Origin of the sequence: Tenacibaculum holothuriorum, assembly GCF_002120225.1 — a bacterium.
Taxonomy (GTDB): Bacteria; Bacteroidota; Bacteroidia; order Flavobacteriales; family Flavobacteriaceae; genus Polaribacter; species Polaribacter holothuriorum.
In genome coordinates this window covers 67,202-91,008 of record NZ_LAPZ01000001.1, presented here as the reverse complement: position 1 = coordinate 91,008, position 23,807 = coordinate 67,202, and the positions used below count along the sequence as shown (strand labels likewise).

The 23,807-nt window shown below is 31.4% G+C and carries 20 protein-coding genes; 5 read left to right on the top strand and 15 right to left on the bottom strand.

The window, feature by feature from the left end; all coding sequences use genetic code 11:
- Position 1 precedes the first annotated feature (1 nt).
- From hisB to WH52_RS00405, 7 genes are all read right to left on the bottom strand, one after another.
- A complete protein-coding gene (gene hisB, locus WH52_RS00435; RefSeq protein WP_086028953.1) occupies positions 2–1,135 on the bottom strand; it encodes a bifunctional histidinol-phosphatase/imidazoleglycerol-phosphate dehydratase HisB in 1,134 nt (377 codons plus the stop codon).
- A 1-nt stretch (position 1,136) separates the two neighbouring features.
- Entirely contained in the window at positions 1,137–2,168 is a 1,032-nt protein-coding gene (hisC, locus tag WH52_RS00430) for a histidinol-phosphate transaminase (RefSeq protein WP_086028952.1), read from the bottom strand.
- Positions 2,169–2,205: 37 nt separating this feature from the next.
- The gene (gene hisD / locus WH52_RS00425; RefSeq protein ID WP_086028951.1) at positions 2,206–3,492 is read right to left on the bottom strand and encodes a histidinol dehydrogenase; all 1,287 of its coding nucleotides are present in this window, start codon (positions 3,490–3,492) and stop codon (positions 2,206–2,208) included.
- Positions 3,493–3,499: 7 nt separating this feature from the next.
- The gene (gene hisG, locus WH52_RS00420; RefSeq protein WP_086028950.1) at positions 3,500–4,357 is read right to left on the bottom strand and encodes an ATP phosphoribosyltransferase; all 858 of its coding nucleotides are present in this window, start codon (positions 4,355–4,357) and stop codon (positions 3,500–3,502) included.
- Positions 4,358–4,654: 297 nt separating this feature from the next.
- Positions 4,655–6,427 (bottom strand): translational GTPase TypA, encoded by a 1,773-nt coding sequence (gene typA / locus WH52_RS00415; protein ID WP_086028949.1) that lies wholly within the window; start codon positions 6,425–6,427, stop codon positions 4,655–4,657.
- A gap of 63 nt (positions 6,428–6,490) precedes the next feature.
- Positions 6,491–6,793, bottom strand: a complete 303-nt coding sequence (locus WH52_RS00410) for an LETM1 domain-containing protein (protein ID WP_086028948.1) — start codon at positions 6,791–6,793, stop codon at positions 6,491–6,493.
- A complete protein-coding gene (locus WH52_RS00405; RefSeq protein ID WP_086028947.1) occupies positions 6,793–7,956 on the bottom strand; it encodes a proline dehydrogenase family protein in 1,164 nt (387 codons plus the stop codon). Before WH52_RS00405 ends, WH52_RS00410 begins: the two co-directional genes overlap by 1 nt.
- A 102-nt stretch (positions 7,957–8,058) precedes the next feature.
- On the opposite strand from WH52_RS00405, the gene aroB reads away from it, so the two are divergent.
- Entirely contained in the window at positions 8,059–9,117 is a 1,059-nt protein-coding gene (aroB, locus tag WH52_RS00400) for a 3-dehydroquinate synthase (protein WP_086028946.1), read from the top strand.
- On the opposite strand, the gene WH52_RS00395 is transcribed toward aroB, so the two are convergent.
- The 6 genes from WH52_RS00395 to dnaB form a co-directional block, all read right to left on the bottom strand.
- Entirely contained in the window at positions 9,086–9,346 is a 261-nt protein-coding gene (locus WH52_RS00395) for a hypothetical protein (RefSeq protein WP_086028945.1), read from the bottom strand. The genes aroB and WH52_RS00395 overlap by 32 nt on opposite strands.
- 110 nt (positions 9,347–9,456) lie before the next feature.
- On the bottom strand, positions 9,457–10,587 hold the full coding sequence (gene bshA, locus WH52_RS00390; RefSeq protein ID WP_086029382.1) for an N-acetyl-alpha-D-glucosaminyl L-malate synthase BshA: 1,131 nt from the start codon (positions 10,585–10,587) through the stop codon (positions 9,457–9,459).
- Positions 10,588–10,707: 120 nt separating this feature from the next.
- On the bottom strand, positions 10,708–11,553 hold the full coding sequence (locus WH52_RS00385) for a transketolase (protein WP_086028944.1): 846 nt from the start codon (positions 11,551–11,553) through the stop codon (positions 10,708–10,710).
- Between the two features lie 58 nt (positions 11,554–11,611).
- Positions 11,612–12,796 carry an asparagine synthetase B gene (locus WH52_RS00380; RefSeq protein WP_086028943.1) on the bottom strand — a complete coding sequence of 395 codons (1,185 nt, stop codon included), beginning with the start codon at positions 12,794–12,796 and terminating at the stop codon, positions 11,612–11,614.
- Between the two features lie 88 nt (positions 12,797–12,884).
- Positions 12,885–13,265, bottom strand: coding sequence for a biotin/lipoyl-containing protein (locus WH52_RS00375; RefSeq protein ID WP_086028942.1), 381 nt, complete (start codon positions 13,263–13,265; stop codon positions 12,885–12,887).
- A 75-nt stretch (positions 13,266–13,340) separates the two neighbouring features.
- A complete protein-coding gene (gene dnaB / locus WH52_RS00370) occupies positions 13,341–14,867 on the bottom strand; it encodes a replicative DNA helicase (RefSeq protein ID WP_086028941.1) in 1,527 nt (508 codons plus the stop codon).
- A gap of 128 nt (positions 14,868–14,995) precedes the next feature.
- Between dnaB and WH52_RS00365 the strand changes: the two genes are divergently transcribed.
- The 4 genes from WH52_RS00365 to lysA all read left to right on the top strand — a co-directional run bounded on the left by WH52_RS00365 (position 14,996) and on the right by lysA (position 20,093).
- The gene (locus WH52_RS00365; RefSeq protein WP_086028940.1) at positions 14,996–16,066 is read left to right on the top strand and encodes a DUF3810 domain-containing protein; all 1,071 of its coding nucleotides are present in this window, start codon (positions 14,996–14,998) and stop codon (positions 16,064–16,066) included.
- 7 nt (positions 16,067–16,073) lie between these two features.
- The gene (locus tag WH52_RS00360) at positions 16,074–16,628 is read left to right on the top strand and encodes a hypothetical protein (protein WP_143591999.1); all 555 of its coding nucleotides are present in this window, start codon (positions 16,074–16,076) and stop codon (positions 16,626–16,628) included.
- Between the two features lie 28 nt (positions 16,629–16,656).
- A complete protein-coding gene (pepT, locus tag WH52_RS00355; RefSeq protein ID WP_086028938.1) occupies positions 16,657–17,895 on the top strand; it encodes a peptidase T in 1,239 nt (412 codons plus the stop codon).
- 995 nt (positions 17,896–18,890) lie between these two features.
- Positions 18,891–20,093: a diaminopimelate decarboxylase gene (gene lysA / locus WH52_RS00350; protein WP_086028937.1), complete on the top strand. Its 1,203-nt coding sequence runs from the start codon at positions 18,891–18,893 to the stop codon at positions 20,091–20,093.
- A 62-nt stretch (positions 20,094–20,155) separates the two neighbouring features.
- Here the strand turns inward: lysA and WH52_RS00345 are convergent, their stop codons facing one another.
- Complete coding sequence (locus WH52_RS00345) at positions 20,156–21,004, bottom strand: mechanosensitive ion channel family protein (RefSeq protein WP_086028936.1); 849 nt, start codon at positions 21,002–21,004, stop codon at positions 20,156–20,158.
- Between the two features lie 16 nt (positions 21,005–21,020).
- Entirely contained in the window at positions 21,021–23,732 is a 2,712-nt protein-coding gene (locus WH52_RS00340) for a DNA gyrase/topoisomerase IV subunit A (protein WP_086028935.1), read from the bottom strand.
- Positions 23,733–23,807: the final 75 nt, after the last annotated feature.

Here is a 23,807-nt window from a genome sequence, read left to right as displayed (position 1 = left end):
GTTATAACGTTCCTTTTGTTGATGGTAAAATCATCTTAGAAGCATCTCTTTTAACCGCTACTTTTATAGCCTTTGCAAATGCTTTGAAAATTGCTTCTATTTTGTGGTGTTCATTCGTTCCTTCTGCTTTTATATTTAAATTACATTTGGCTCCATCTGTAAATGATTTAAAGAAGTGATAAAACATTTCCGTTGGCATTTTACCAATCATTTCACGTTTAAATTCAGCATCCCAAACCAACCAATTTCGTCCACCAAAATCAATAGCTACTTGTGCTAAACAATCATCCATAGGTAAACAAAACCCATAACGTTCAATACCTAATTTATTTCCTAAAGCCTTGGCAAATACTTCTCCTAAAGCAATCGCTGTATCTTCAATAGTATGATGTTCATCTACTTCTAAATCTCCTTTAACTTTTATATCCAAATCCATCTGTCCGTGACGTGCAATTTGATCTAACATATGATCGAAAAAAGCAATTCCTGTATCAATAGTGCTCTTTCCAGTTCCATCAAGGTTTAAATCAATTTTTATTTGGGTTTCATTGGTATTTCTTTCTATAGAAGCAGAACGTTCTTTGAGTTTTAAAAACTCGTAGATTTGATTCCAATCATTACTTTCTAACGCTATAAACTCATCTAATTCACTTCTTTTAACAGTAATTTCATCTGCTCCAAAATAGGTTTCATCATTGATATAAATTCCTTTCGAACCAAGATTTTTGGCAAGTTCAACATCCGTTAATCGATCTCCAATTACATACGAATTTGCTAAATCATAAGCTGAAGAAAAATACTTTGTTAACAAACCTGTATTGGGTTTTCTGGTTGGTTGGTTGTCTTTAGCAAAAGTTCTATCAATAATTTCTTCTGAAAATTCTATTCCTTCTTCTTTTAGCGTATTCATTATAAAATTGTGAACTGGCCAAAAAGTGTTTTCTGGATACACTTCTGTTCCTAATCCATCTTGATTTGTTACCAAAACCAACTCAAAATCTAGCTCTTGTGCTATTTTACTTAATCCTTGAAATACTTTCGGATAAAATTGAAGTTTCTCAAACGAATCCGTTTGTTCGTCGGCAGGTTCTTTTATTAAAGTTCCGTCTCTATCTATAAATAATATTCGTTTCATTTTATAAATTTTGTAGTGTGTTGATTAGTTTTTTATTTTCTTCTGGACTTCCAATTGTAATTCGTAAACAATTGTTTACCAAACTATTTCTATTTCTTATAATTATGTTCTTTTCTACCAAATCTGTATAGATTTTACCAGCATTTTCAACTTCAATTAGCACGAAATTTGCTTCGGTTGGATAGATTTTCTTTACACTCGATATTTGAGATAATTGAGTAATTACCTTTTCTCTTTCGTTTAAAATAATATTCTTCTCTATTTCAAACTTTTCCTGATTGTTTAATACCGATAAAACTGCCTCTTGACTTAAAGAACTTACATTATACGGCGGTTTTACTTTGTTATATAATTTGATAATTTCTTGATTTGCATACCCCACACCTACTCTAGCTGAAGCCATTCCCCAAGCTTTACTAAAGGTTTGACTTATTAGTAAATTTGGATATTCTTCTATCGCTGAAATAAGCGATGCAGAAGTACTAAAATCAATATACGCTTCATCTATAATTACAATTCCGTTAAAGTTTTTGAGGATGTATTCTATATCTTCTTTATTGATACTATTTCCTGTAGGATTGTTAGGTGAACAAATAAAAATCAGTTTTACATCCTCCATTTCTAAATAGGGTTGTAACTGATTTAGATTGATTTGAAAATCGGCTAATAATGGTTGTTTTATCAACTCTATATTGTTGATTGCTGCTGATACATCGTACATTCCGTAAGAAGGAGAAAATGTTAATGCTTTATCTTTTTCAGGTTCACAAAAAATTCTGAAAGCTAAGTCAATTACTTCATCACTACCATTACCTATAAAAATTTGGTTATTGTTTACTTTCTTAATTTCTGAAAGCTTTTGTTTAAGCTCTACTTGCTGTGGATCTGGATAACGATTCAAGGTTCCAAACGGATTTTCATTCGCATCTAAATATACTTCAGCAACTCCTTTAAATTCATCTCTTGCCGATGAATAGGCTTTTAATTGCTTTATGTTTGGACGTACTATTTTTTCTAAATTAAATTCTCTCATAATTCATCTTAGTTCTCGACTGCTCTCGAACCAATATTTAGTTATTAATCTCGTTTAACCTAACTGTAACGGCATTCTTATGTGCTTGTAAACCTTCTGCTTCTGCCATTAATTCAATAGCATTTCCAATGTTTTGAATACCTTGCTTTGTAACCTCTTGAAATGTTATTTTCTTAATAAAACTGTCTAAAGAAACTCCACTATAATTTTTAGCATATCCGTTAGTTGGTAAGGTATGATTTGTTCCGCTTGCGTAATCTCCTGCGCTTTCACAACTGTAATTTCCTAAGAAAACAGAACCTGCATTCGTTATTTTATCAATATAAATTGATGCTTTCTCTGATGCAATAATCAAATGTTCTGGAGCATATTTATTACTAAACTGAATACATTCTTCTATAGAATTTAAACTAACAGAAAAACTATTTTCTAATGCTTTTAAAGCAATTTCTTTTCTCGCCAAAAGATTCAATTGACTCTCTAACTCTACATTTATTGATGCCACAACTTCTTCGTTTGTTGTTAGCAATACTACTTGACTATCAACTCCGTGTTCTGCTTGAGAAAGTAAATCTGCTGCTACAAATTTTGGATTTGAAGTTTCATCTGCAATCACCAATACTTCACTAGGTCCTGCAGGCATATCAATAGCAATTCCTTCTTGTTGAATCAACTCTTTTGCCTTTGTTACATACTGATTTCCTGGTCCTAAAATTTTATATACATTCGGAATGGTTTCTGTTCCATATCCCATTGCAGCTATAGCTTGAGCGCCTCCAACTTTGAATATTTTAGTTACGCCCACTAACGAAGCCGTGTACAAAATTGCTGGATTTATCGCCCCTTTTTTATTAGGTGGTGTACATAAAACAATTTCTTTACATCCAGCTATTTTTGCGGGAATTCCTAACATTAAAATGGTTGAAAATAATGGTGCTGTTCCTCCAGGAATGTACAATCCGACTTTTTCAATAGCTACGCTTTTTCTCCAACAAGTTACTCCCGCAGTAGTTTCTACTTTAACTTCTTGTTCTTTTTGTGAATTATGAAAAATTTCAATATTAGACTTTGCTAGTTGAATTGCTTCTTTTAATTCTTTTGATATTAGATTTTTTGCTTCTGAAATTTCTTCCTTCGTTACTTCTAAAGAAGAAAGCTTTACTTTATCAAACAATGCTGTATATTGAATCAATGCTTTATCTTTATTTAGCTTGACTTCTTCTAAAATCGTAGCCACTGTTTCTGTTAGATTATTCTTGTCAAACGTAGCTCGTTTACAAATAGAATTCCATTCACTAACTGGTGGATTTTTAATTACTTTCATCATAACGCTAGACAACCATTTTTTCGATTGGACAAACTAAAATTCCTTCCGCCCCGTTCTTTTTAAGCTCATCAATTATTTCCCAAAACTCATTTTTATCTAATACTGAGTGCACAGAACTCCATCCTTCTTCTGCTAATGGCAACACCGTTGGACTTCTCATTCCTGGTAAAATATTGATGATTTTTTCTAGCTTATCATTTGGAGCATTTAACAATATGTATTTAGATTTTCTTCCTTTTAAAACTGATTGAATTCTAAATTGAAGCTTATCTAAAATTGTTTTTTCTTCAGATTGAATTTTAGGAGACACTGCTAGTACTGCTTCCGATTTTAACAGAACTTCTACTTCTTTTAAATTGTTTTTAAATAATGTAGAACCGCTTGATACAATGTCGCAAATGCCATCAGCTAACCCAATATTCGGAGCTATTTCTACCGAACCATTAATGATATGTAACTGTGCATCAATATTATTTTGTTGAAGAAAACTTTTTACTGTTTCTGGGTAAGAAGTCGCAATTCTTTTATTCTGAAAATATTGAAATCCAGAGTATTCTTCTGATTTAGGAATTGCCAGAGAAACTTTGCATTTAGAAAATCCTAGTTTTTCAATAAATTGAATATCATCTCCTTTTTCTATCAATAAATTTTCTCCAATAATCGCTGCATCTACTACACCGTCTTTTAAATACTGAGGAATATCTCCGTTACGTAAATAAAATATTTCTAAAGGAAAATTACTTGCAGCTGCTTTTAACTGGTCCTTTCCATTGTCTATAGAAATTCCGCAGTCTTTTAAGATTTGTAGAGAATCTTGATTAAGTCTTCCTGATTTTTGTATGGCTATTTTTAATTTACTCATTTTCGTTAGTTTGGTTTGAGTAAATCTTTTTTAGGAACGTTATTTCTTGACGTCAGTAGAAACAAAAAACCCGTTTGATTTACTCAAACGGGTTTTTAAATATATTTAGAATTTATTCAATACATTTTCAGCTCGCTTGAGTGCAAGTATGAAAATGATGATGATGTAATTGAATAAAATTCATGTCTTTTGTTTTGTTATTACAAATATTTCAAATAATTTTTGAATTATGCAAATTTTTTATAAAAAACAAAACCACCTAAAAAAAGGTGGTTTCTATTTTATATTTTTAAAATCTTACTTCACAAAATTAATCTTACGCATACGTAAGCTTTCTGGAGTAACTTCTAAATACTCGTCTGGTCTAATATATTCCATACATTCTTCTAAAGAAAAATCGATTTTCGGAGCAATTTTAACACCATCATCAGAACCAGAAGCACGTACATTTGTTAACTTCTTTCCTTTAATTAAGTTTACTGCTAAATCGTCTTGCTTAGAGTTTTCTCCAACTACTTGACCTTTATAAATTTCTTGGTTAGGATCAATAAAGAATTTACCTCTATCTTGTAAACGATCAATTGCATAAGCAGTTGCTTTTCCTGTTTCAGAAGAAACAATTGCTCCTTTTAAATCGTCGTTAAACTCACCTTTGTAAGGACCGTATTCGCTAAAACGGTGGTTAATAATAGCTTGACCAGCAGTTGCTGTTAAGATCTTATTACGTAACCCGATTAACCCTCTAGATGGAATGTTAAACTCTAAATGTTGTAAATCTCCTTTTGGCTCCATTACTAATAAATCTCCTTTACGTAATGTTACTAAATTAATAGCTTTTGAAGCTACATCTTCTGGCACATCAATCGATAAAGTTTCGTATGGTTCACATTTAACTCCATCAATATCTTTTAAAATTACTTGCGGACGACCTACTTGTAATTCATATCCTTCACGACGCATGGTTTCAATCAATACTGATAAGTGAAGAATTCCACGTCCGAAAACGTTGAATTTATCTTCAGTATCAGTTTCATCAACACGTAAAGCTAAGTTTTTTTCCATCTCTTTAAATAAACGATCACGTAAGTGACGAGATGTTACAAACTTTCCTTCTTTACCAAAGAATGGTGAGTTGTTAATTGTAAATAACATACTCATAGTAGGTTGATCTACTTCAATTCTTGGTAATGCTTCAGGGTTTTCTAAATCGGCAATTGTATCTCCAATTTCAAAATCGTCAATACCAGTTACAGCACAGATATCTCCACTACGTACTTTGTCTGCTTCAGCTTTACCCATTCCTTCAAAAACGTGTAATTCTTTGATACGAACTTTCTTGGTAGTTCCATCTGCTTTACAAAGCATGTAATCTTTATTCTTTTCTAAATCTCCACGGAATACACGTCCGATAGCAATTCTTCCTTTAAATGAAGAATAATCTAACGAAGTGATTTGCATTTGTGGTGATCCTTCACGGTAAGGGGCTTCAGGAATTGTTTCAATTACCGCATCTAATAAATCGATAATATCAGTTTTTTCATCCTTCCAATCAGTACTCATCCAACCATTTTTAGCTGAACCGTAGATGGTAGTAAAGTCTAACTGCTCTTCTGTTGCTTCTAAAGCAAACATTAAATCAAATACTTTTTCGTGTACTAAATCTGGAGTACAGTTTTCTTTATCTACTTTATTTACTACTACGATTGGAGTTAATCCTAATTCGATTGCTTTTCCTAATACAAAACGAGTTTGTGGCATTGGTCCTTCGAAAGCATCAACTAATAATAAAACACCATCTGCCATTTTTAATACACGCTCTACTTCTCCACCAAAATCGGCGTGACCAGGAGTATCAATAACATTAATCTTAACGTCTTTGTAGTTTACAGATACGTTTTTAGAAAGAATAGTAATTCCTCTTTCACGCTCTAAATCATTATTATCTAATAATAAATCGGTACGTTCTTTACGCTCGTCTAAGATTTTAGCCTGATCTATAATCTTATCTACCAAAGTTGTTTTTCCGTGGTCAACGTGTGCTATAATAGCGATATTTCTAATTGATTGCATTCTTGCTCGTTTTTGAAGCTGCAAAATTAGTGTTTTAAAAATGAATTAAATAAGGAAGTTGAATTATTTTTCTTCTTCTAAGTTTTCATCACTTTCACGAAAGGCACTCGGAAGAATATCTGGAATTAATTTTATTAATAAAGGAAGTAATAATGCGCCTCCAGGAAGCATAAAAACTGTAAATGCTGGTACAGCTTTACAAATATCAAGTAATTGTTCTTTTACCTTTTCTTTTTCTTCTTCTGAAAGAGAACTGGTCATCGATTTTCTTATAAGATACACCAGTTCTTTACTTTCAGAAAGTTCTTTTGCTAACCTTTTTTTGTTTTTTTGGATAGCTAATTTTATTTCATCTACCGTAGTCATTATAACTTACGTCGCTTTTTTTCTGTCTTTAATAGATTTAATTCACGAGAAGTTTGACCTGCTACCGAAGTATTTTCTTCGGCTCTACGAATTAAATATGGCATCACATCGCGCACAGGACCAAAAGGAACATATTTAGCAACGTTGTATTCTTCTTTTGCTAAATTGAAACTAATATGATCACTCATACCATACAATTGCCCAAACCACATTCTACTGTCTTTTGAATCAATTTTATACTCTTTAGCTAAATCCATTAATAAATAAGAACTTTCTTCGTTATGAGTTCCTGCAAAAATTGCCATTTTAGGATGTTCCATCATAAAACGAAGTGCTTCGTTATAATTATCGTCTGTAGCTTGTTTGTCTTTACAAATAGGTGAAGGATATCCTTTTTCTTCAGCTCTTTCTCTTTCCTTTTCCATATATGCTCCACGAACAACTTTCATACCGATATGATAATCTTTTTGATGGGCTCTTTTGTATAACCCTTTCAGATACTCCATTCTATCATGACGATACATTTGAAGTGTATTGAATACAATGGCCTTTTCTTTATTATAGATTTCCATTAACTCTTCAATTAAATCGTCTGCAGCATCTTGCATCCAACTTTCTTCAGCATCAATTAATAAAGGAACATCTTTTTCAACAGCGGCTTTACACACTGTATGAAAACGCTCTACTACTCTATTCCACTCTACCTTTTCCTCTTCGGTATGTTCTTCTCCTTCTGTTAATTTTTGATATAATGCAAAACGACCAAACCCGGTTGGTTTAAACACCGCAAAAGGAATTGAATTCTTTTCTTTGGCAAATTCAATAGTTTTTAAAGTCATTTGTAAAGCATCATCAAATTGTGCTTCATCTTCTTTACCTTCTACCGAATAATCTAAAATACTATGTACATTTCCTTGGTTGTACATTTTTTCAATATTTGGTAAACAATCATCTTCGGTAACTCCACCACAAAAATGATCAAATACCGTAGAACGAATCAATCCTTCTACAGGTAAATGAGCTTTTAATGCAAAATTAGTTACTGCTGTACCTATACGAACCATCGGTTGGTTCTGTATCATTTTAAATAAAAAATAAGCGCGTTCTAATTCAGAATCTGACTTTAATTTGAATGCTATCTCGGTGTTATCAAAAAGTTTCATTCCTTTTGAAATTTATTTAGTTGTTTCGTGACAAATATAACAGAGACTCGTTAAATATTTTGACTTTTTCTCATTATTTTCGCTTTTAAATATTTTTAAAGAATGACCACAATACAAGCGGCAACTTATCCTATTCATTTTGAAGAAAAAGGTTATAACGAACTATCTAATTTAATTGCGAATAACAATTACTCTTCGTTATTTGTCTTAGTAGACACCAATACTTTAGAACATTGTTATCCTCGATTTATACAATTATTAGGTACTGAGAAACCTATTGAAGTGATTCAAATTGAAGCAGGTGAAATCCATAAAAATATTGAAACTTGCGTGGGTGTTTGGAATGTAATGACCGAATTAGGTGCCGACAGAAAGAGTTTACTTATTACATTGGGTGGTGGTGTTATTACCGATTTAGGTGGATTTGTAGCTTCTACTTTTAAACGTGGAATTGATTTTGTAAATATTCCGACCACTTTATTAAGTATGGTTGATGCTTCTGTTGGAGGAAAAACTGGAGTAGATTTAGGTGTCTTGAAAAATCAAGTGGGTGTGTTTGCTAATCCTGAATTGATTGTTATTGATCCTGAATATTTACATACAGTAACTCCAAGAGAAATTCGTTCGGGTTCTGCTGAAATCATCAAATATGGAATGACACACGATATTCGTTTGTTTAATGAAATAAAAGACAATCCGAATGTAAATATTGTTGACTTAATTCATCGTTCTATAGAAATTAAAAATGAAGTTGTTTTAGAAGATCCTAAAGAGAAAGGTGTTCGTAAGGTTTTAAATTGGGGACATACTATTGGACACGCTGTAGAATCGTATTTCTTAGAAAGTGAGCATAAAGAAGCACTTACGCATGGTGAAGCTATTGCTATCGGAATGATTTGCGAAGCTTATATTTCTCACAAAGAATTAGGTTTTTCTAAAGAAAAAGTGAACGATATTAAAAAGAACTTACAGCAAATTTTTGGTATTGCTTCTATTACTGAAAATGATTATGCTCCTATTTTAGAATACCTTATACACGATAAGAAAAATGTAGGTGGTATTATCAATTTTGTATTGCTAAACGACTACGAAGATTTTAAATTGAACTGTACTACTAGTCAAGGGATTATTATTGAGAGTTTGAAGTTTTATTGTCAATAGTATTAAATAGTTTCAACAGAGTTTTATCGTCATTTTCTAAAACAAGACTATCTTTAGTTAACTTTAATAATCTATTTTGGGATAGTATTTTATTATCAGAATATCTAATAGTAAATATATTTTCGTCTAAAGAGATTAAGTATGTTGTGTTATAATATTCAATATATTTTAAAGTATCATTTTTTATTTCAAAGACAGCATTTTCGTTTTGTCTTTCTCCCCATACCATTCAAATGTGATTTATTAAATTCAATCTTATCTACTTTATTCTTTTTACAAGAAATCGAAAAAAGTAATATTGAAATTATTCGAATTCTATTCAAAAACAATTAATTTTTTTTAAACAGTTACAGAACAACTCTTATAAATTTCTTCATATACAGGAAGAATATTCTCTAATGAAAATAGTTTAATATGCTCTTTAGCATTCTTCTTAAACTCATCTAATACAGCATCGTCTTGTAAAATTATAACAGCATTATTTGCCATACTTTCCACATCACCAACGGCACTTAAATAACCTGTTTTTCCGTTTACGTTTACTTCTGAAAGCCCGCCAGCATTCGTAGAAATAACCGCTGTATTTGCTGCCATAGCTTCTAAAGCTGCCAATCCGAAACTTTCGGTTTCAGAAGGCAGTAAAAACACATCTGAGTAACATAAAATTTTTGCTACCTCGTTACTATTTCCTAAAAACAATACTTTATCTTCTATACCTAACTCTTTAGCTAAATTTTCTGTCTTTAAACGATCAGGTCCATCTCCTACCATTAATAACTTTGATGGAATTTCTTTTTGAACTTTATAAAAAATTCTAATTACATCTTCTGTTCTCTTTACTGGTCTAAAGTTACTTACATGCGTTAAAATTCTTTCTTCAGGTTGGGCTAAACCTATTCGCTTACATTCTGCTTGATGTGCTTTTTCGTATTTCTCTCCATCAATGAAATTATATACTACTTTAATCTCTTTTTTGATGTTGAACAAACGCAGCGTATCTTCTCGTAAACTGTTAGATACTGAAGTAACTTCATCAGAATTATTAATACTAAACTCTACGGCTGTTTTGTATGTTGGATGACTTCCTACTAACGTAATATCAGTACCGTGTAAAGTAGTAATAACTTTAATATCAATACCTTTTTCTTTTAACATTTGCTTCGCCATATACGCTGCATAGGCATGTGGAATTGCATAATGTACATGTAAAACTTCTAACTGATATTTTTCAGCAACTTCCACCATTTTACTCGATAATGCCAATTCATACGGTTGATATTGAAATAGTGGATACTCTTCTAAAACTACTTCGTGAAAATGTAAGCGATGTGAAAAGAAGTCTAATCGAACAGGTTGATTGTAGGTTATAAAATGTACTTCGTGCCCTTTATCTGCCAAAGCCATTCCTAATTCGGTAGCTACTACTCCACTACCTCCAAAAGTTGGGTAACATACAATGCCTATTCTCATAGTTAACATGAATTTATTTTGGTTTATTGACGTAAATTTACTGTATTACTTACGCTTATTTGTGAATAAAATCATAAAAAAATCCCACCGAAGTGGGATTTAAATTTATTTATTTGATTCTTAGTAATCTCCTAAAGTAGCTGGATTTTGCTCTAATGCAGCTTCTAATTGCTCATCATTAGGTGCTTTACCATGCCATGCGTGTGTGTGCATCATAAAATCTACTCCATTCCCCATTTCGGTATGTAATAAAACACAAACTGGTTTACCTTTTCTGGTACGAGATTTTGCGTCTGCCATTCCATCTAAAATAGCTTCAACATTATTACCTTCTTTAATATCTAACACATCCCAACCAAAAGCTTCGAACTTAGCTCTTAAACTACCCATAGCTAATACTTCATCGGTAGTTCCGTCGATTTGTTTTTCGTTTAAATCTACAGTGATAATTAAATTGTCAACTTTTTTTGCTGAAGCATACATTGCTGCTTCCCAGATTTGACCTTCTTGTAACTCTCCATCTCCATGTAAAGAATATACAGTTTTATCATCTCCGTTTAATTTTTTAGCTTCAGCTGCACCAATAGCAACACTCATTCCTTGTCCTAAAGAACCCGATGCAATTCTTACTCCTGGTAAATGTTCATGTGTTGTTGGGTGACCTTGTAAACGTGAATCTAATTTTCTGAAAGTTGCCAATTCAGAAACAGGGAAGAAACCACTACGAGATAACACACTATAATAAACTGGAGAAATATGTCCGTTTGATAAGAAGAATAAATCTTCGTTTTTCCCGTCCATATCAAAATCAGTAGAATAATCCATAATTTCTTGATATAAACATGTTAAAAACTCAGCACATCCTAATGAACCTCCTGGGTGACCAGAACTTACGGCGTGTACCATTCGAACTATATCTCTACGAACTTGTTGTGTAAAATCTTGTAGCTGTTGTGTTGTTGACATTATTTTTTGTTTTATACGGACAAAAGTAATTTTTTATGAAGAATTGTCAATTACTTTTTTAAGTTTTTTGTTTTTTCTTTTTTGCTGCTGGAAATAATACGTTATTCAATATTAGTCTATATCCTGGTGAAGTAGGATGTAAATCTAATTCAGTTTTAGGATCTCCTACTCTGTGCTGATAATCTTCAGGATCATGACCTCCATAAAAAGTGAACATTCCTTTTCCTTTGGTTCCATGGATGTAACGTCCTTCTCCGTTGGTTTTATTTTCTCCTAAAACAATAATAGTTGGTTTTATATTGTTTCTATCAAAAGAGGTTGTTTGTCCCATAAAAGCTTTAACTAACTGGGTATGATTTTGAGTTAGCATTGTTGGAACTTGGTCCCACTTTGCAGAAAACTCTCTTAATGTAAAGTAGTCAGTTTCTTTATTTATTCTTCTCTTTCTAGTCATATCTATAGAAGAAAATTCATACGTAGTTGGATTACGAATCAACTCAAAATCTTTAAACGCAAAAGTTTTATCGAAATCTATTTTAGATTGATAATTTGGTTCAGATGGATCACCATCGAACATAGTTTCACAAATATCTACTCCGTCTGCTGCCAAGGCTATATCAAAACTATCGGTTGCTGAACACATGGCAAACATGAATCCGCCACCAATTACATAATCTCGAATTTTTTTGGCTACAGCTCCTTTTTCATCGGAAACTTTAGCATATCCTAATTTTGTAGCCAAAGCTTCAGCATCTTTTTTCTGCTGAATATACCAAGGTGCTGTTCTAAACGCTCCGTAAAAACGACCATATTGTCCTGTAAAATCTTCGTGGTGTAAATGCAACCATTCATACAATAATAATTTATCGTTTAAAACTTCTTCATCATACACAACATCAAACGGAATTTCAGCATAAGTTAAGACCATAGTAACTGCATCATCCCAAGGCATTTTATCTTTAGGTGAATACACCGCTATTTTCGGTGCTTTTTCTAAAGTAATTGCTTCTTGATTTTTAGAAGGAGAAGAGATTTCTTCTAAAATAATTTTAGATTTTGTATCAGAAATAACATCATACGATACACCTCGAATCTTACATTCATTAACAACAGATTCGTTGTTTTCTATTAAAAAAGCACCTCCATCGTAATTTAATAACCATTTTGCTTTTAAACCATTTTGAAGTGCATAGTATACTATTCCGTAAGCTTTTAAATGATTTTTTTGATTGTCATGACTCATTGGAACATAAATAAATGATGCCCAAATTGAGTTTGAGAAAAATAATAATGTTAATATATATAGTCTTGTTTTCAAATTACAATAAGAATTAAACTCCCTCAAGAGTAATTATTTTTTCATTCGCTATAACTCTCTTATTTGAATTTATATAAACTATTTTCCCTGTACAAAAAGATTCAAACTCAAATGATAAATCTTCGGTTTCGAGTTCACATAAAACTTCTCCTTCATTTATAGTTTCTCCTAACTTAAACTTATAGTCAGTAACTAAAACTCTATTTGCTTTTATTAAGAAATCAGGTACAATTATATCTATTCTTTTTCCTTTTTCTAATTGAATTGAATTAATACCTTCTCCATCTTCTTCTGGTTTTTTCTTAAATCTAGAATCAGTATTCAATCCATATTTGTTAATAATACTTTGATTTCTTTTTCTCTGTCCGAATATTTTTCTAATAAAATCCCACATAACTGAAAACTAAAATACACAATTACCCGAAAGCAATTGTGTATTTTATATTTTTTATGAATTATTTATCAATTCTTAGAACGGAACATCATCCATTCCTCCATTATCTATAGGTCCGAAAGCATCTTCCGGTGATGTAAAATTATTTCCAGAAGCTTCCTCATTAAATCCTGTATTCATACTCGATTGGAACTCACTACTAAAACTTTCTTCTAAATCTGAGAACTTTGCTAAGTGCCCTGTAAACTTTAAACGAATATTGTCTAATCCACCATTACGATGTTTTGCTACGATAAATTCACCTTGTCCTTCACATGGAGAATGATCGTCGTCATCCCATTCCGTCATTCCGTAATATTCTGGCCTAAAGATAAACGATACAATATCTGCATCTTGCTCAATCGCACCAGATTCACGAAGATCGGATAGTAAAGGTCTTTTACTTCCTCCACGAGTTTCTACCGAACGAGATAACTGAGAAAGTGCAATTACGGGTATATCTAATTCCTTTCCTAAAGCTTTTAAGTTACGAGAAATGGTAGAGATTTCCTGTTCACGGTTACCTCCCGCTCCACCAGCTGTCATTAACTGTAAATAATCAATTACTAATATTTTAACTCCGTGTTGTGATACCAAACGACGTGCTTTTGCACGTAAATCAAAAATAGAAAGTGCTGGTGTATCATCAATAAAAATTGGTGCGTCAGATAATTTTTTAACTTTTACGTTTAACTGTTCCCATTCGTGAGGTTCTAAGTTTCCTTTACGTAATTTTTCTGAAGTCAATCCTGTTTCAGAAGAAATCATACGCGTAATTAACTGCACTGATGACATCTCTAGAGAAAAAACTGCAACTGGATGACCAAAATCTATCGCCATATTTTTCGCCATAGAAATTACAAAAGCCGTTTTACCCATACCAGGACGTGCCGCAATAATAATTAAATCAGAAGGTTGCCAACCCGATGTTAATGCATCTAGTTTGGTAAATCCTGTTTCCAATCCACTCATACCTTCTTTGGTAGAAATTTCTTGGATTTTATTAATAGATTGCTGTACTAAAGAATCGGCTCTTTCGGCCCCTTTCTTTAAGTTTCCTTGTGTTACTTCGAATAACTTTCCTTCAGCATCGTCTAACAAATCGAAAACATCTACTGTTTCATCATACGCATTTTCAATAATTTCTGATGAAATAGTAATTAATTTTCGTTGAATAAACTTTTGAAGAATTACTCGTGAGTGAAATTCAATATGTGCAGAAGAAGCTACTTTTTGCGTTAAGTTGATTAAATAAAAATCGCCTCCAGCTATTTCTAAAGTTCCATTTTTCTTTAATTGGTTAGATACCGATAATAGATCAATCGGTTCTGAGTTTTGAAATAATGCATAAATAGCTGCATAAATTTCTTGATGTCTTTTATCATAAAAAGCTTCAGGATGTAAAATATCAATTACTTCATCGATTCCTTTTTTATCAATCATCATTGCTCCCAACACTGCTTCTTCTAAGTCTAAAGCCTGTGGTGGTAACTTTCCTTTTTCTAAGCTAATTATTCTCGCCTTATCAATTTTTTTTCCCCTAACAGATTGTGTTCTCTCCATAACGGCAAATGTAATTTTTTATGATGGATTTTGTAGAAGCCATCTTTAATTTTCTTTTTACACAAATAATGTAAACAATATTGTTATTAACTTGTTGATAACCTTATAACTTTCTTATTTTTGGCTTTATGCAGTACTCTAAAAAACATCTTTTTTTAAGTTTATTACTCCCTATTCAGGTAATTTTAGTGCAATTTTTAAGCCAAAAACCTCAGTTTATTGAACAATATTACAGTAATGGAATTTATCCCAAAATTTCAATTGTATTGCGCTTTTTATTGGGGTGGATTCCTTTTTCTTTTGGTGATGTTTTAGGTTTCGTTTTACTCTTTTTATTATTGAGAGGAATATACATATTAATAAAACATAAATTTAAGAATTTTATTGGGCAATTATTAAAATTAACAGCAATACTCTCTGTTATTTATGGATGCTTTTATTTGTTTTGGGGACTCAACTATTTCCGTGAACCTTTAGCTAAGAATTTAGGTTTACAGCAAGCTCCTTATACTACTGAACAACTTGTAAAAACTACCGAAATCATTATTGATAGCTTAAATGCTATTCAACAACAAATTACTAAAAATGATACTATTGAAGTAGTTCTTCCTTATTCCCAAAAAGAAATATATCAATTAGCGCCCAATGGGTTTCATCAATTATCGAGTAAACTTCCACAGCTAAATTATAGAGTATCATCAATCAAAAATTCATTGGTAAGTTTATTTCAGTCTTACAACGGAACTTCTGGTTATTTGAATCCCATTACTAGTGAAGCTCAGGTTAATGATATGATTCCTAAAACTGGTTATCCAGCCACTACTTGCCATGAAATGGCACATCAAATAGGTTGGTCTGCAGAAAACGATGCTAATTTTGTCGGTTTTTTAGCGTGTATTAACAACACTGATGTATATTTTAAATATTCTGGTTATCGAATGGCATATCGCTATTGTATTTCAGAAATTTATAAAAGGGATAAAAACTTATATAAGCAGCTTGTAAAAAAAGCACACAAGGGTATTAGAAAAGATTTGTACAATACGCATCTTTTTTGGAAGCAATTTGAAAACCCAATTGAGCCGTATTTAAAAAAAGGATATAACAGTTATTTAAAAGCAAATAATCAAACTAAAGGAATAGATTCTTATAGTTATGTAGTAGATTTGCTCATTGCTTATTTTAAACAAAAACACTAGTGATTTTATGAGGTACTTTTATATTCTCTTTCTTACAATAATCTGTTATTCTTGTACTTCTTCATCCGAGTTAAAAAAAGATTTCCCATGTGATTCTTCAAACTCTTTTCAAAGCCTAAAAGAAGTAAACGACATTCGTAGTTTGTTTACAATGTCACTTCCTAAAACATGGAAAGTAAATTTATATTACGACAACTCTTTAAGTTCTATTTATGCGGCTGATACTACATTAAATCTAACAAAAACTACATTGTTAGATGCATCGATTATTCATTCTCCAATAAATTTAGATAAGACTTTTAAAGAAAAAATAACAAATGATAACAAAAGAATGGAACTTGAAGAACTAAAAACCAAGAACATTCAGTTATTTGATAAACCTACATATTACAGTTTAGCTAAAGGAAAAAAAGGCAAATTCACCTATCATATTTTAAATGTATTCACTAAAGTAAATTCTGATAACTTTATGCACATAAAAACTGAAATTTACGGAGATTCATTAGTAAATGATAGACTTTGTAATGCAATTAATTTGATTGAAAAAATACAGGTAAAATAATTATTTTTGAACCTTTAAAATTATAACAATGAACAAACAACATATAATAGATCGTTTTGTAAAATACGTTACTGTAGATACAGAAAGTGATCCAAACAATCCAGCATTTCCAAGTACTGAAAAACAATGGAATTTAGCTCGAATTTTAGAAAAAGAGTTAAAAGAAATTGGTATGGAAGATGTTGAGCTTGATGAGAACTGTTACTTAATGGCAACTTTACCTAGTAATTTAGATTATGAAGTACCTACTATCGGTTTCGTTGCACATATTGATACGAGTCCTGATTTTACTGGTAAAGATGTTAAACCTCAAATTCATGAGAATTACGATGGTAAAGACATTCTTTTAAATAAAGAAGAAAACATTGTATTGTCTCCAGATTATTTTGAAGATTTATTACAATACAAAGGACAAACTATTATTACTACTGATGGAACAACACTTTTAGGTGCTGATGATAAAGCGGGTGTTACTGAAATCGTTTCAGCAATGGAATTCTTAATTCAAAATCCAGAAATTAAACACGGAAAAATTAGAATTTGTTTTACTCCAGATGAAGAAGTTGGTAAAGGTGCTCATTTATTTGATGTAGAAAAGTTTGGTGCTGAATGGGCTTATACCATGGACGGAAGTCAAATAGGTGAATTAGAGTATGAAAACTTTAATGCAGCTGGAGCAACGGTAACTATTGAAGGAAAAATTGTTCACCCTGGTTATGCAAAAGGAAAATTGATAAACTCAATGCTTATTGCTAGTGAATTTATCAATGCTTTACCAGAAGATGAAGTACCAGAAAGAACAACTGGTTACGAAGGTTTCTTTCACTTACACCATATGGAAGGAAAAGTAGAGCAAACAAAGCTACATTATATTATTCGCGATCATGATATGGATCAGTTTAACAATCGTAAAAAAGCGATGTTAGACCTAGCTGAAGTTTTAAATGCAAAACAAGGAAAGAAATTAATTTCTGTTGAAATTAAAGATCAGTACTTTAATATGAAAGAAAAGGTAGTTCCTGTAATGCATATAGTAGACATTGCTGAAGAAGTAATGAAAGATATGGGAATTACACCATTAATAAAACCTATTAGAGGAGGTACTGATGGCTCTCAATTATCTTATAAAGGATTACCTTGTCCTAATATTTTTGCTGGTGGACATAACTTTCACGGTCGTTACGAATATGTACCTGTAGAAAGTATTATAAAAGCTACGGAAGTAATTGTAGGTATAGCTCAAAAAGTAGCAGTAAAATTCCAATAGAAATTACGTAACTATTATAAAAAATTAAAGCACCAGTTAACACTGGTGCTTTTTATTATCATGATATTATCTACCCCTTAAAAGAAAATATCATCAATTAGAAATAAAGACCCCTTATTCCTTTATTTCGATGACAAATATGCTTAATTAGCTCTTTTAAAAGCATAGGAAAATCACCTGTAAAATTCGTTTTTTACCTTAAAAATAATTGTTGAATTTTATGCAAACAAAAACTCCAGCTTTCGCTGGAGTTTTTATGATATTATCTACCCCTAAAAGAAAATATCAAGTGTTTAATAAAGTCCCCTTAATCTTTATTACATACCAAATATGCGTTCTTTTATTTATAAAATCACAAGGAAAAACCCCCTTTTATTTTTAGAAAAAACAAGGCAATAAAAAAATCCAGCAAAAGCTGGATTTTCTACGATATTATCTACCCCTAAAAGAAAATATCAAAGTGTTTAATAAAGTCCCCTTAATCTTTATTACACACCAAATATGCATTCTTTTATTTATGAAATCATAAGGTAAAATCCCTTTTATTTTTAGAAAAAAACAGGATAATAAAAAAATCCAGCAAAAGCTGGATTTTCTACGATATCATCTACCCCTAAAAGAAAATATCATCACGAATAAAGCCCCTTAATCTTTATTCATTTCAAAGATGCAAAAAACAATTATTGCTTTTTCGGGGAAAACAACTTAAATACTAAAAGGTAATTAGCTAATTATATTTTTATAAAAACAAAAACTCCAGCTTTCGCTGGAGTTTCTATGATATTATCTACCCCTAAAAGAAAATATCAAGTGTTTAATAAAGTCCCCTTAATCTTTATTACACACCAAATATGCATTCTTTTATTTATAAAATCACAAGGAAAAATCCCCTTTTATATTTTATCACAAAAAAAACAGATATGTTTATTTCTTTAATTTAATTGTTGAGTCTATTGCACTCCTATATTTTTGAACACTTTTAAAACAATTTTATAATGGATAGAAATAGTTTATTACAATTAGCCGAGACATATGGAAGTCCTCTATATGTTTACGATACCGATGTTATTAGTAGTCAATACAAAAAAATAACAAAAGCTTTTTCTAAGGTAAAAAACGTAAAAATTAATTATGCTGCTAAAGCGTTATCTAACTTAAATATTTTAAAAGTTTTTAATAAACTAAATAGTGGGTTAGATACGGTTTCTATTCAAGAGGTTAAATTAGGATTGTTAGCTGGTTTCGAACCAAAAGATATTATTTACACTCCAAACGGAGTATCATTACAAGAAATAGAAGACGTTGCCAAACTTGGGGTGCAAATTAACATCGATAATTTATCTATATTAGAATTGTTTGGGCAAAAGCACCCCAATATTCCTGTTTGTATTCGTATAAACCCACATGTTATGGCTGGTGGAAATTCTAAAATTTCTGTAGGGCATATCGATTCTAAATTCGGAATTTCAATTCATCAAGTTCCGCATATAAAAAGGGTAGTAGAAAATACGAATATGCATATTAACGGAATTCACATGCATACTGGTTCTGATATTTTAGACATTGATACTTTTTTACGTGCTACCGAAATTCTTTTTGACACTGCTAAACAGTTTAAGAATATTGATTTTATTGATTTTGGAAGCGGATTTAAAGTTCCGTATAAAACAGATGATATTAGTACAAATATTGAAGAATTAGGTAAAAAATTATCTAAACGTTTTAATGAATTCTGTAAAGAATATGGTAAAGACCTTACCTTAATGTTTGAGCCTGGTAAGTTTTTAGTAAGTCAATCTGGGCGATTTTTAGCCAAGGTAAATGTTATTAAACAAACAACCTCAACTGTTTTTGCAGGAATCGATTCTGGTTTAAATCATTTGATTAGACCAATGTTTTACAATTCGTATCACCAAATAAAAAACTTATCAAATCCAAAAGGAAGAGAACGTTATTATAGCATTGTAGGTTATATATGCGAAACTGATACATTTGGTTCGAATCGTAGAATTAATGAAATTTCTGAAGGTGATATTTTATGTTTTCATAATGCTGGAGCTTATTGTTTTTCTATGGCTTCTAATTATAATTCGAGATATAGACCTGCTGAAGTTATGATGCATGAAGGAAAAGATTATTTAATTCGTAAGCGAGAAACTTTTGAAGATATTATCCGTCATCAAGAATTAGTGATATAAAAAATCAGTCTGATTTTAGTTTTAATAAAAAAGCAAGTAGCTATTTAATTACTACTTGCTTTTTAACTTTTGTTAACCTTATAAATAGGTATCGGTAAATCGACTCCTTCTTTAATAAATCGTTTATGAACAGCTTCTTTTAAAGAACATTTAGTCTTAAACTCTAAAAAAGGTTCATTCAGCCAAACGTAGGCTCTCATATGTATATGGTCAGAGTGTACATCTATTACTCTCACATCTACCTGATCTTTATCTGCCAACACTTGCTCAGAAGTTCTATTGTCAATCACATTTGGTAATTTTATTGCTTCTTCTTGAATAATTTTTCTCGCTAAATCTATATCAGCTTTAATTCCAATTTTAAAATTATTGAAACTTAAAATATAAGAATCTTCAATCGTATGATTTAAAACAGAATCGGTACTAATTACCGAATTCGGAATGATTAATCGTTTGTTTTCAAAGTTGTTTATTACAGTATGACGAAGCGTAATGTCTTCAACAATTCCCATTCGAGTATCATCTAATTTTATATAATCTCCTACCCTAAAAGGTCTAAACAAAACAATAAATGCTCCTGCTATTAAATTCGATAAAGCTGCTTGTGCAGCAAAACCTATAATTGCTGCAATAATACCAGCTCCAGAGAAAATTAATGTAGCTTTACTTCTAAAAAGCGGCACCGTCATTACTATATAAACAAGAGCAAATATACCTATGAAAAACTTGATAGAATTTCTAAAAAACTGAATGCTTGTTCTACCAAATCTATCTGATTTTTTAGACTTAATGAATAGAATTATTAAATAGCGTAGAACTCTAGAAAATAACCATGCAATAAAAAATACTGCTAAACAATATAGCAGTATTCCTGAAGCTGTATTAACATTAAATATGTTTGTTATTTGCATAGTTTAAAGATACAAATTATTCAAACAAGCTTTGTTGAGAATCGTCATCTTCTTTTAACTCTTTTTTCTTTTTGATAATATTTTGAAGCGCTTTCTTCACTTTATCTTCTTTTGTTTCTTCAAAAGATTTTTCCTTTACTTCAATATCTAACCCTAAAGTTTCTTCTACTACTTCCTCTTCATTTACTTCTATATCTTCCACCTTTTCTTCTTCTGGTTCAGCGTATGGAAGCGATTCTAATAAATTAACAGTACGTATTTTATCGGTAGTTAATTGATTTCCTAAAGCTTTAATTCCTTTGATAGCTATAAAGTCTTCGAAATTTACTTCAATCTTATCTAAACTACGTTTTGAGAAAATAACCTCAGCCATCGGTCGATAATCAGTCGCAATAATTTCTAGTTTTGATTTTTCATGATCAGAAATAAACACTTCTTCTTTATCTGTACTTTCAATTAAGAAACGTTTTACATAATAGCGTTCTTTATTACCATCAAAATAAATTGCTGAAATTGGTTTTTTAGACTTCCATTTTTCTAACACAATCATGTCATTTTCGAAGTGCGTCGCTAAATCTGGCGTTACTGCTTTAATTTTACCTGATTGTGTAGCTATTAAAATTTTATCTTCAGCTTTAAACTCTCCTAATAAATCTCCTCTACCATCAACATTTAAACGTTGAACAGCATCGTCGAACCAAATTTTACGTGGCTTTAACGTAGAAGCTCCTGCTTCTTTAAACTCAACTTTTTTAATTGAATGTTTACTTACCAAATTACCTCTAACTCCACGTCCTTTTACGGCTAAATCGGCAAAGTCGATATCCCATTTTAGTTTCTTTACACTTCCTACAGAACGTAATAAAATAGTGACTACTTCTGCTTCTCCATTTGGGTTTGCAGTAAAGTATAATACTTTCGACTTCGGATTATCATTCGCTAAATTGTATTCTTTATCTCTGGTTACTGAAGTAACATTGAAACGTTTCATATAAGATGGTCCTTTTGCTCCATCTTTATAAATCATATTGTAAACCGTACGTTTGTCTTTTTTCTTGAATACAGCTACGTGAATAATTCCTTTTCCGACAAACGTTTTAGAGTCTACTTTGGTAACCATCATCGTACCGTTATCTCTAAATACAATAATATCATCAATATCGGCACAATCGGCTACGAATTCGTCTTTCTTTAACGATGTACCAATAAATCCTTCTTCTCTATTTACGTATAGTTTAGAATTACGCATTACTACTTTGGTAGCAACGATATCGTCAAAAATTCTAATTTCTGTTTTACGCTCTTTTCCTTTTCCGTATTTCGATTTTAAGTCTTTAAAATAGTCAATAGCGAATTCAATTAAATTATCTAAGTGGTTCTTTACTTCTGCTATTTTTTCTTCTAAACTTTCTATAAACTGTTTCGCTTTGTCAATATCGAACTTAGAAATCTTTTTAATTCTAATTTCTGTTAAACGAACAATATCTTCTTCGGTAACTTCTCGTTTTAAATGTTTTGTATGCGGTTTTAAACCTATATCAATAGCTTCAATTACGCCTTCCCAAGTTTCTACTTCTTCAATATCACGGTAAATTCTGTTTTCAATAAAAATACGCTCTAATGAAGAAAAATGCCATTGTTCTTCCAATTCATTCAGCTGAATTTCTAATTCTTGTTTTAACAATTCAACTGTGAAATCGGTCGATTTTTTTAAAACTTCTGAAACTCCAATAAACACAGGTTTGTTATCTTCAATAATACAAGAAAGCGGTGATATTGAATTCTCGCAATTGGTAAACGCATATAATGCATCTATCGTTTTATCTGGCGAAACATTTGGTGGAAGATGTACTAAGATTTCTACATTTGCAGCCGTATTATCTTCTATTTTCTTAATCTTAATCTTCCCTTTTTCGTTCGCCTTTAAAATACTGTCAATTAAAGAGGTTGTGGTAGTTCCAAATGGAATTTCAGTAATTACCAAGGTTTTCTTATCTAATTGAGATATTTTAGCGCGTACACGAACCTTACCTCCTCTTTTACCGTCATTATAATTGGTGAAATCAGCGATTCCTCCTGTTAAAAAGTCTGGTACAATACTAAAGCTTCTTCCTTTTAAATATTTTATAGAAGCATCAATTAATTCATTAAAGTTATGAGGTAGTATTTTTGTCGATAATCCAACCGCAATTCCTTCAGCTCCTTGTGCTAACAACAATGGAAACTTTACAGGAAGATTAACAGGTTCTTTTTTACGACCATCATACGAAGCTTGCCATTCAGTTGTTTTGGCATTGAAAACTACATCTAAGGCAAACTTAGATAAACGTGCTTCAATATAACGTGAAGCTGCGGCACGGTCTCCAGTAAGTATATTACCCCAGTTACCTTGCATATCAATCAACAATTCTTTTTGTCCCATTTGTACCATAGCATCTGCAATAGATGCATCACCGTGTGGATGATACTGCATGGTATGACCTACGATGTTTGCTACTTTATTGTAACGCCCATCATCTAAGTCTTTCATAGAATGCATAATACGACGCTGTACTGGTTTAAATCCGTCTTCAATTGACGGAACCGCACGTTCTAAAATTACATACGAAGCATAATCTAAAAACCATTCTTTGTACATTCCAGTAACCTTGGTAATGGTTTCGGTTGTTTCTTGATGATTTTCGTTTGTTAATTCTTCGTCGTGTTCGTAATTGTTGTTTTCTTCCATTAAGATTTCTTCTTAATTATTTTGATTTTAAAGATAAATAAACCGAATATGTTATAAGAGACATTGAAATTACTC

Coding starts and splice junctions, on each gene's coding strand:
- hisB (WP_086028953.1), bottom strand. CDS start 1,135: ATGAAACGAATATTATTTATAGATAGAGACGGAACTTTAATAAAAGAA.
- hisC (WP_086028952.1), bottom strand. CDS start 2,168: ATGAGAGAATTTAATTTAGAAAAAATAGTACGTCCAAACATAAAGCAA.
- hisD (WP_086028951.1), bottom strand. CDS start 3,492: ATGAAAGTAATTAAAAATCCACCAGTTAGTGAATGGAATTCTATTTGT.
- hisG (WP_086028950.1), bottom strand. CDS start 4,357: ATGAGTAAATTAAAAATAGCCATACAAAAATCAGGAAGACTTAATCAA.
- typA (WP_086028949.1), bottom strand. CDS start 6,427: ATGCAATCAATTAGAAATATCGCTATTATAGCACACGTTGACCACGGA.
- WH52_RS00410 (WP_086028948.1), bottom strand. CDS start 6,793: ATGACTACGGTAGATGAAATAAAATTAGCTATCCAAAAAAACAAAAAA.
- WH52_RS00405 (WP_086028947.1), bottom strand. CDS start 7,956: ATGAAACTTTTTGATAACACCGAGATAGCATTCAAATTAAAGTCAGAT.
- aroB (WP_086028946.1), top strand. CDS start 8,059: ATGACCACAATACAAGCGGCAACTTATCCTATTCATTTTGAAGAAAAA.
- WH52_RS00395 (WP_086028945.1), bottom strand. CDS start 9,346: ATGGTATGGGGAGAAAGACAAAACGAAAATGCTGTCTTTGAAATAAAA.
- bshA (WP_086029382.1), bottom strand. CDS start 10,587: ATGAGAATAGGCATTGTATGTTACCCAACTTTTGGAGGTAGTGGAGTA.
- WH52_RS00385 (WP_086028944.1), bottom strand. CDS start 11,553: ATGTCAACAACACAACAGCTACAAGATTTTACACAACAAGTTCGTAGA.
- WH52_RS00380 (WP_086028943.1), bottom strand. CDS start 12,796: ATGAGTCATGACAATCAAAAAAATCATTTAAAAGCTTACGGAATAGTA.
- WH52_RS00375 (WP_086028942.1), bottom strand. CDS start 13,265: ATGTGGGATTTTATTAGAAAAATATTCGGACAGAGAAAAAGAAATCAA.
- dnaB (WP_086028941.1), bottom strand. CDS start 14,867: ATGGAGAGAACACAATCTGTTAGGGGAAAAAAAATTGATAAGGCGAGA.
- WH52_RS00365 (WP_086028940.1), top strand. CDS start 14,996: ATGCAGTACTCTAAAAAACATCTTTTTTTAAGTTTATTACTCCCTATT.
- WH52_RS00360 (WP_143591999.1), top strand. CDS start 16,074: ATGAGGTACTTTTATATTCTCTTTCTTACAATAATCTGTTATTCTTGT.
- pepT (WP_086028938.1), top strand. CDS start 16,657: ATGAACAAACAACATATAATAGATCGTTTTGTAAAATACGTTACTGTA.
- lysA (WP_086028937.1), top strand. CDS start 18,891: ATGGATAGAAATAGTTTATTACAATTAGCCGAGACATATGGAAGTCCT.
- WH52_RS00345 (WP_086028936.1), bottom strand. CDS start 21,004: ATGCAAATAACAAACATATTTAATGTTAATACAGCTTCAGGAATACTG.
- WH52_RS00340 (WP_086028935.1), bottom strand. CDS start 23,732: ATGGAAGAAAACAACAATTACGAACACGACGAAGAATTAACAAACGAA.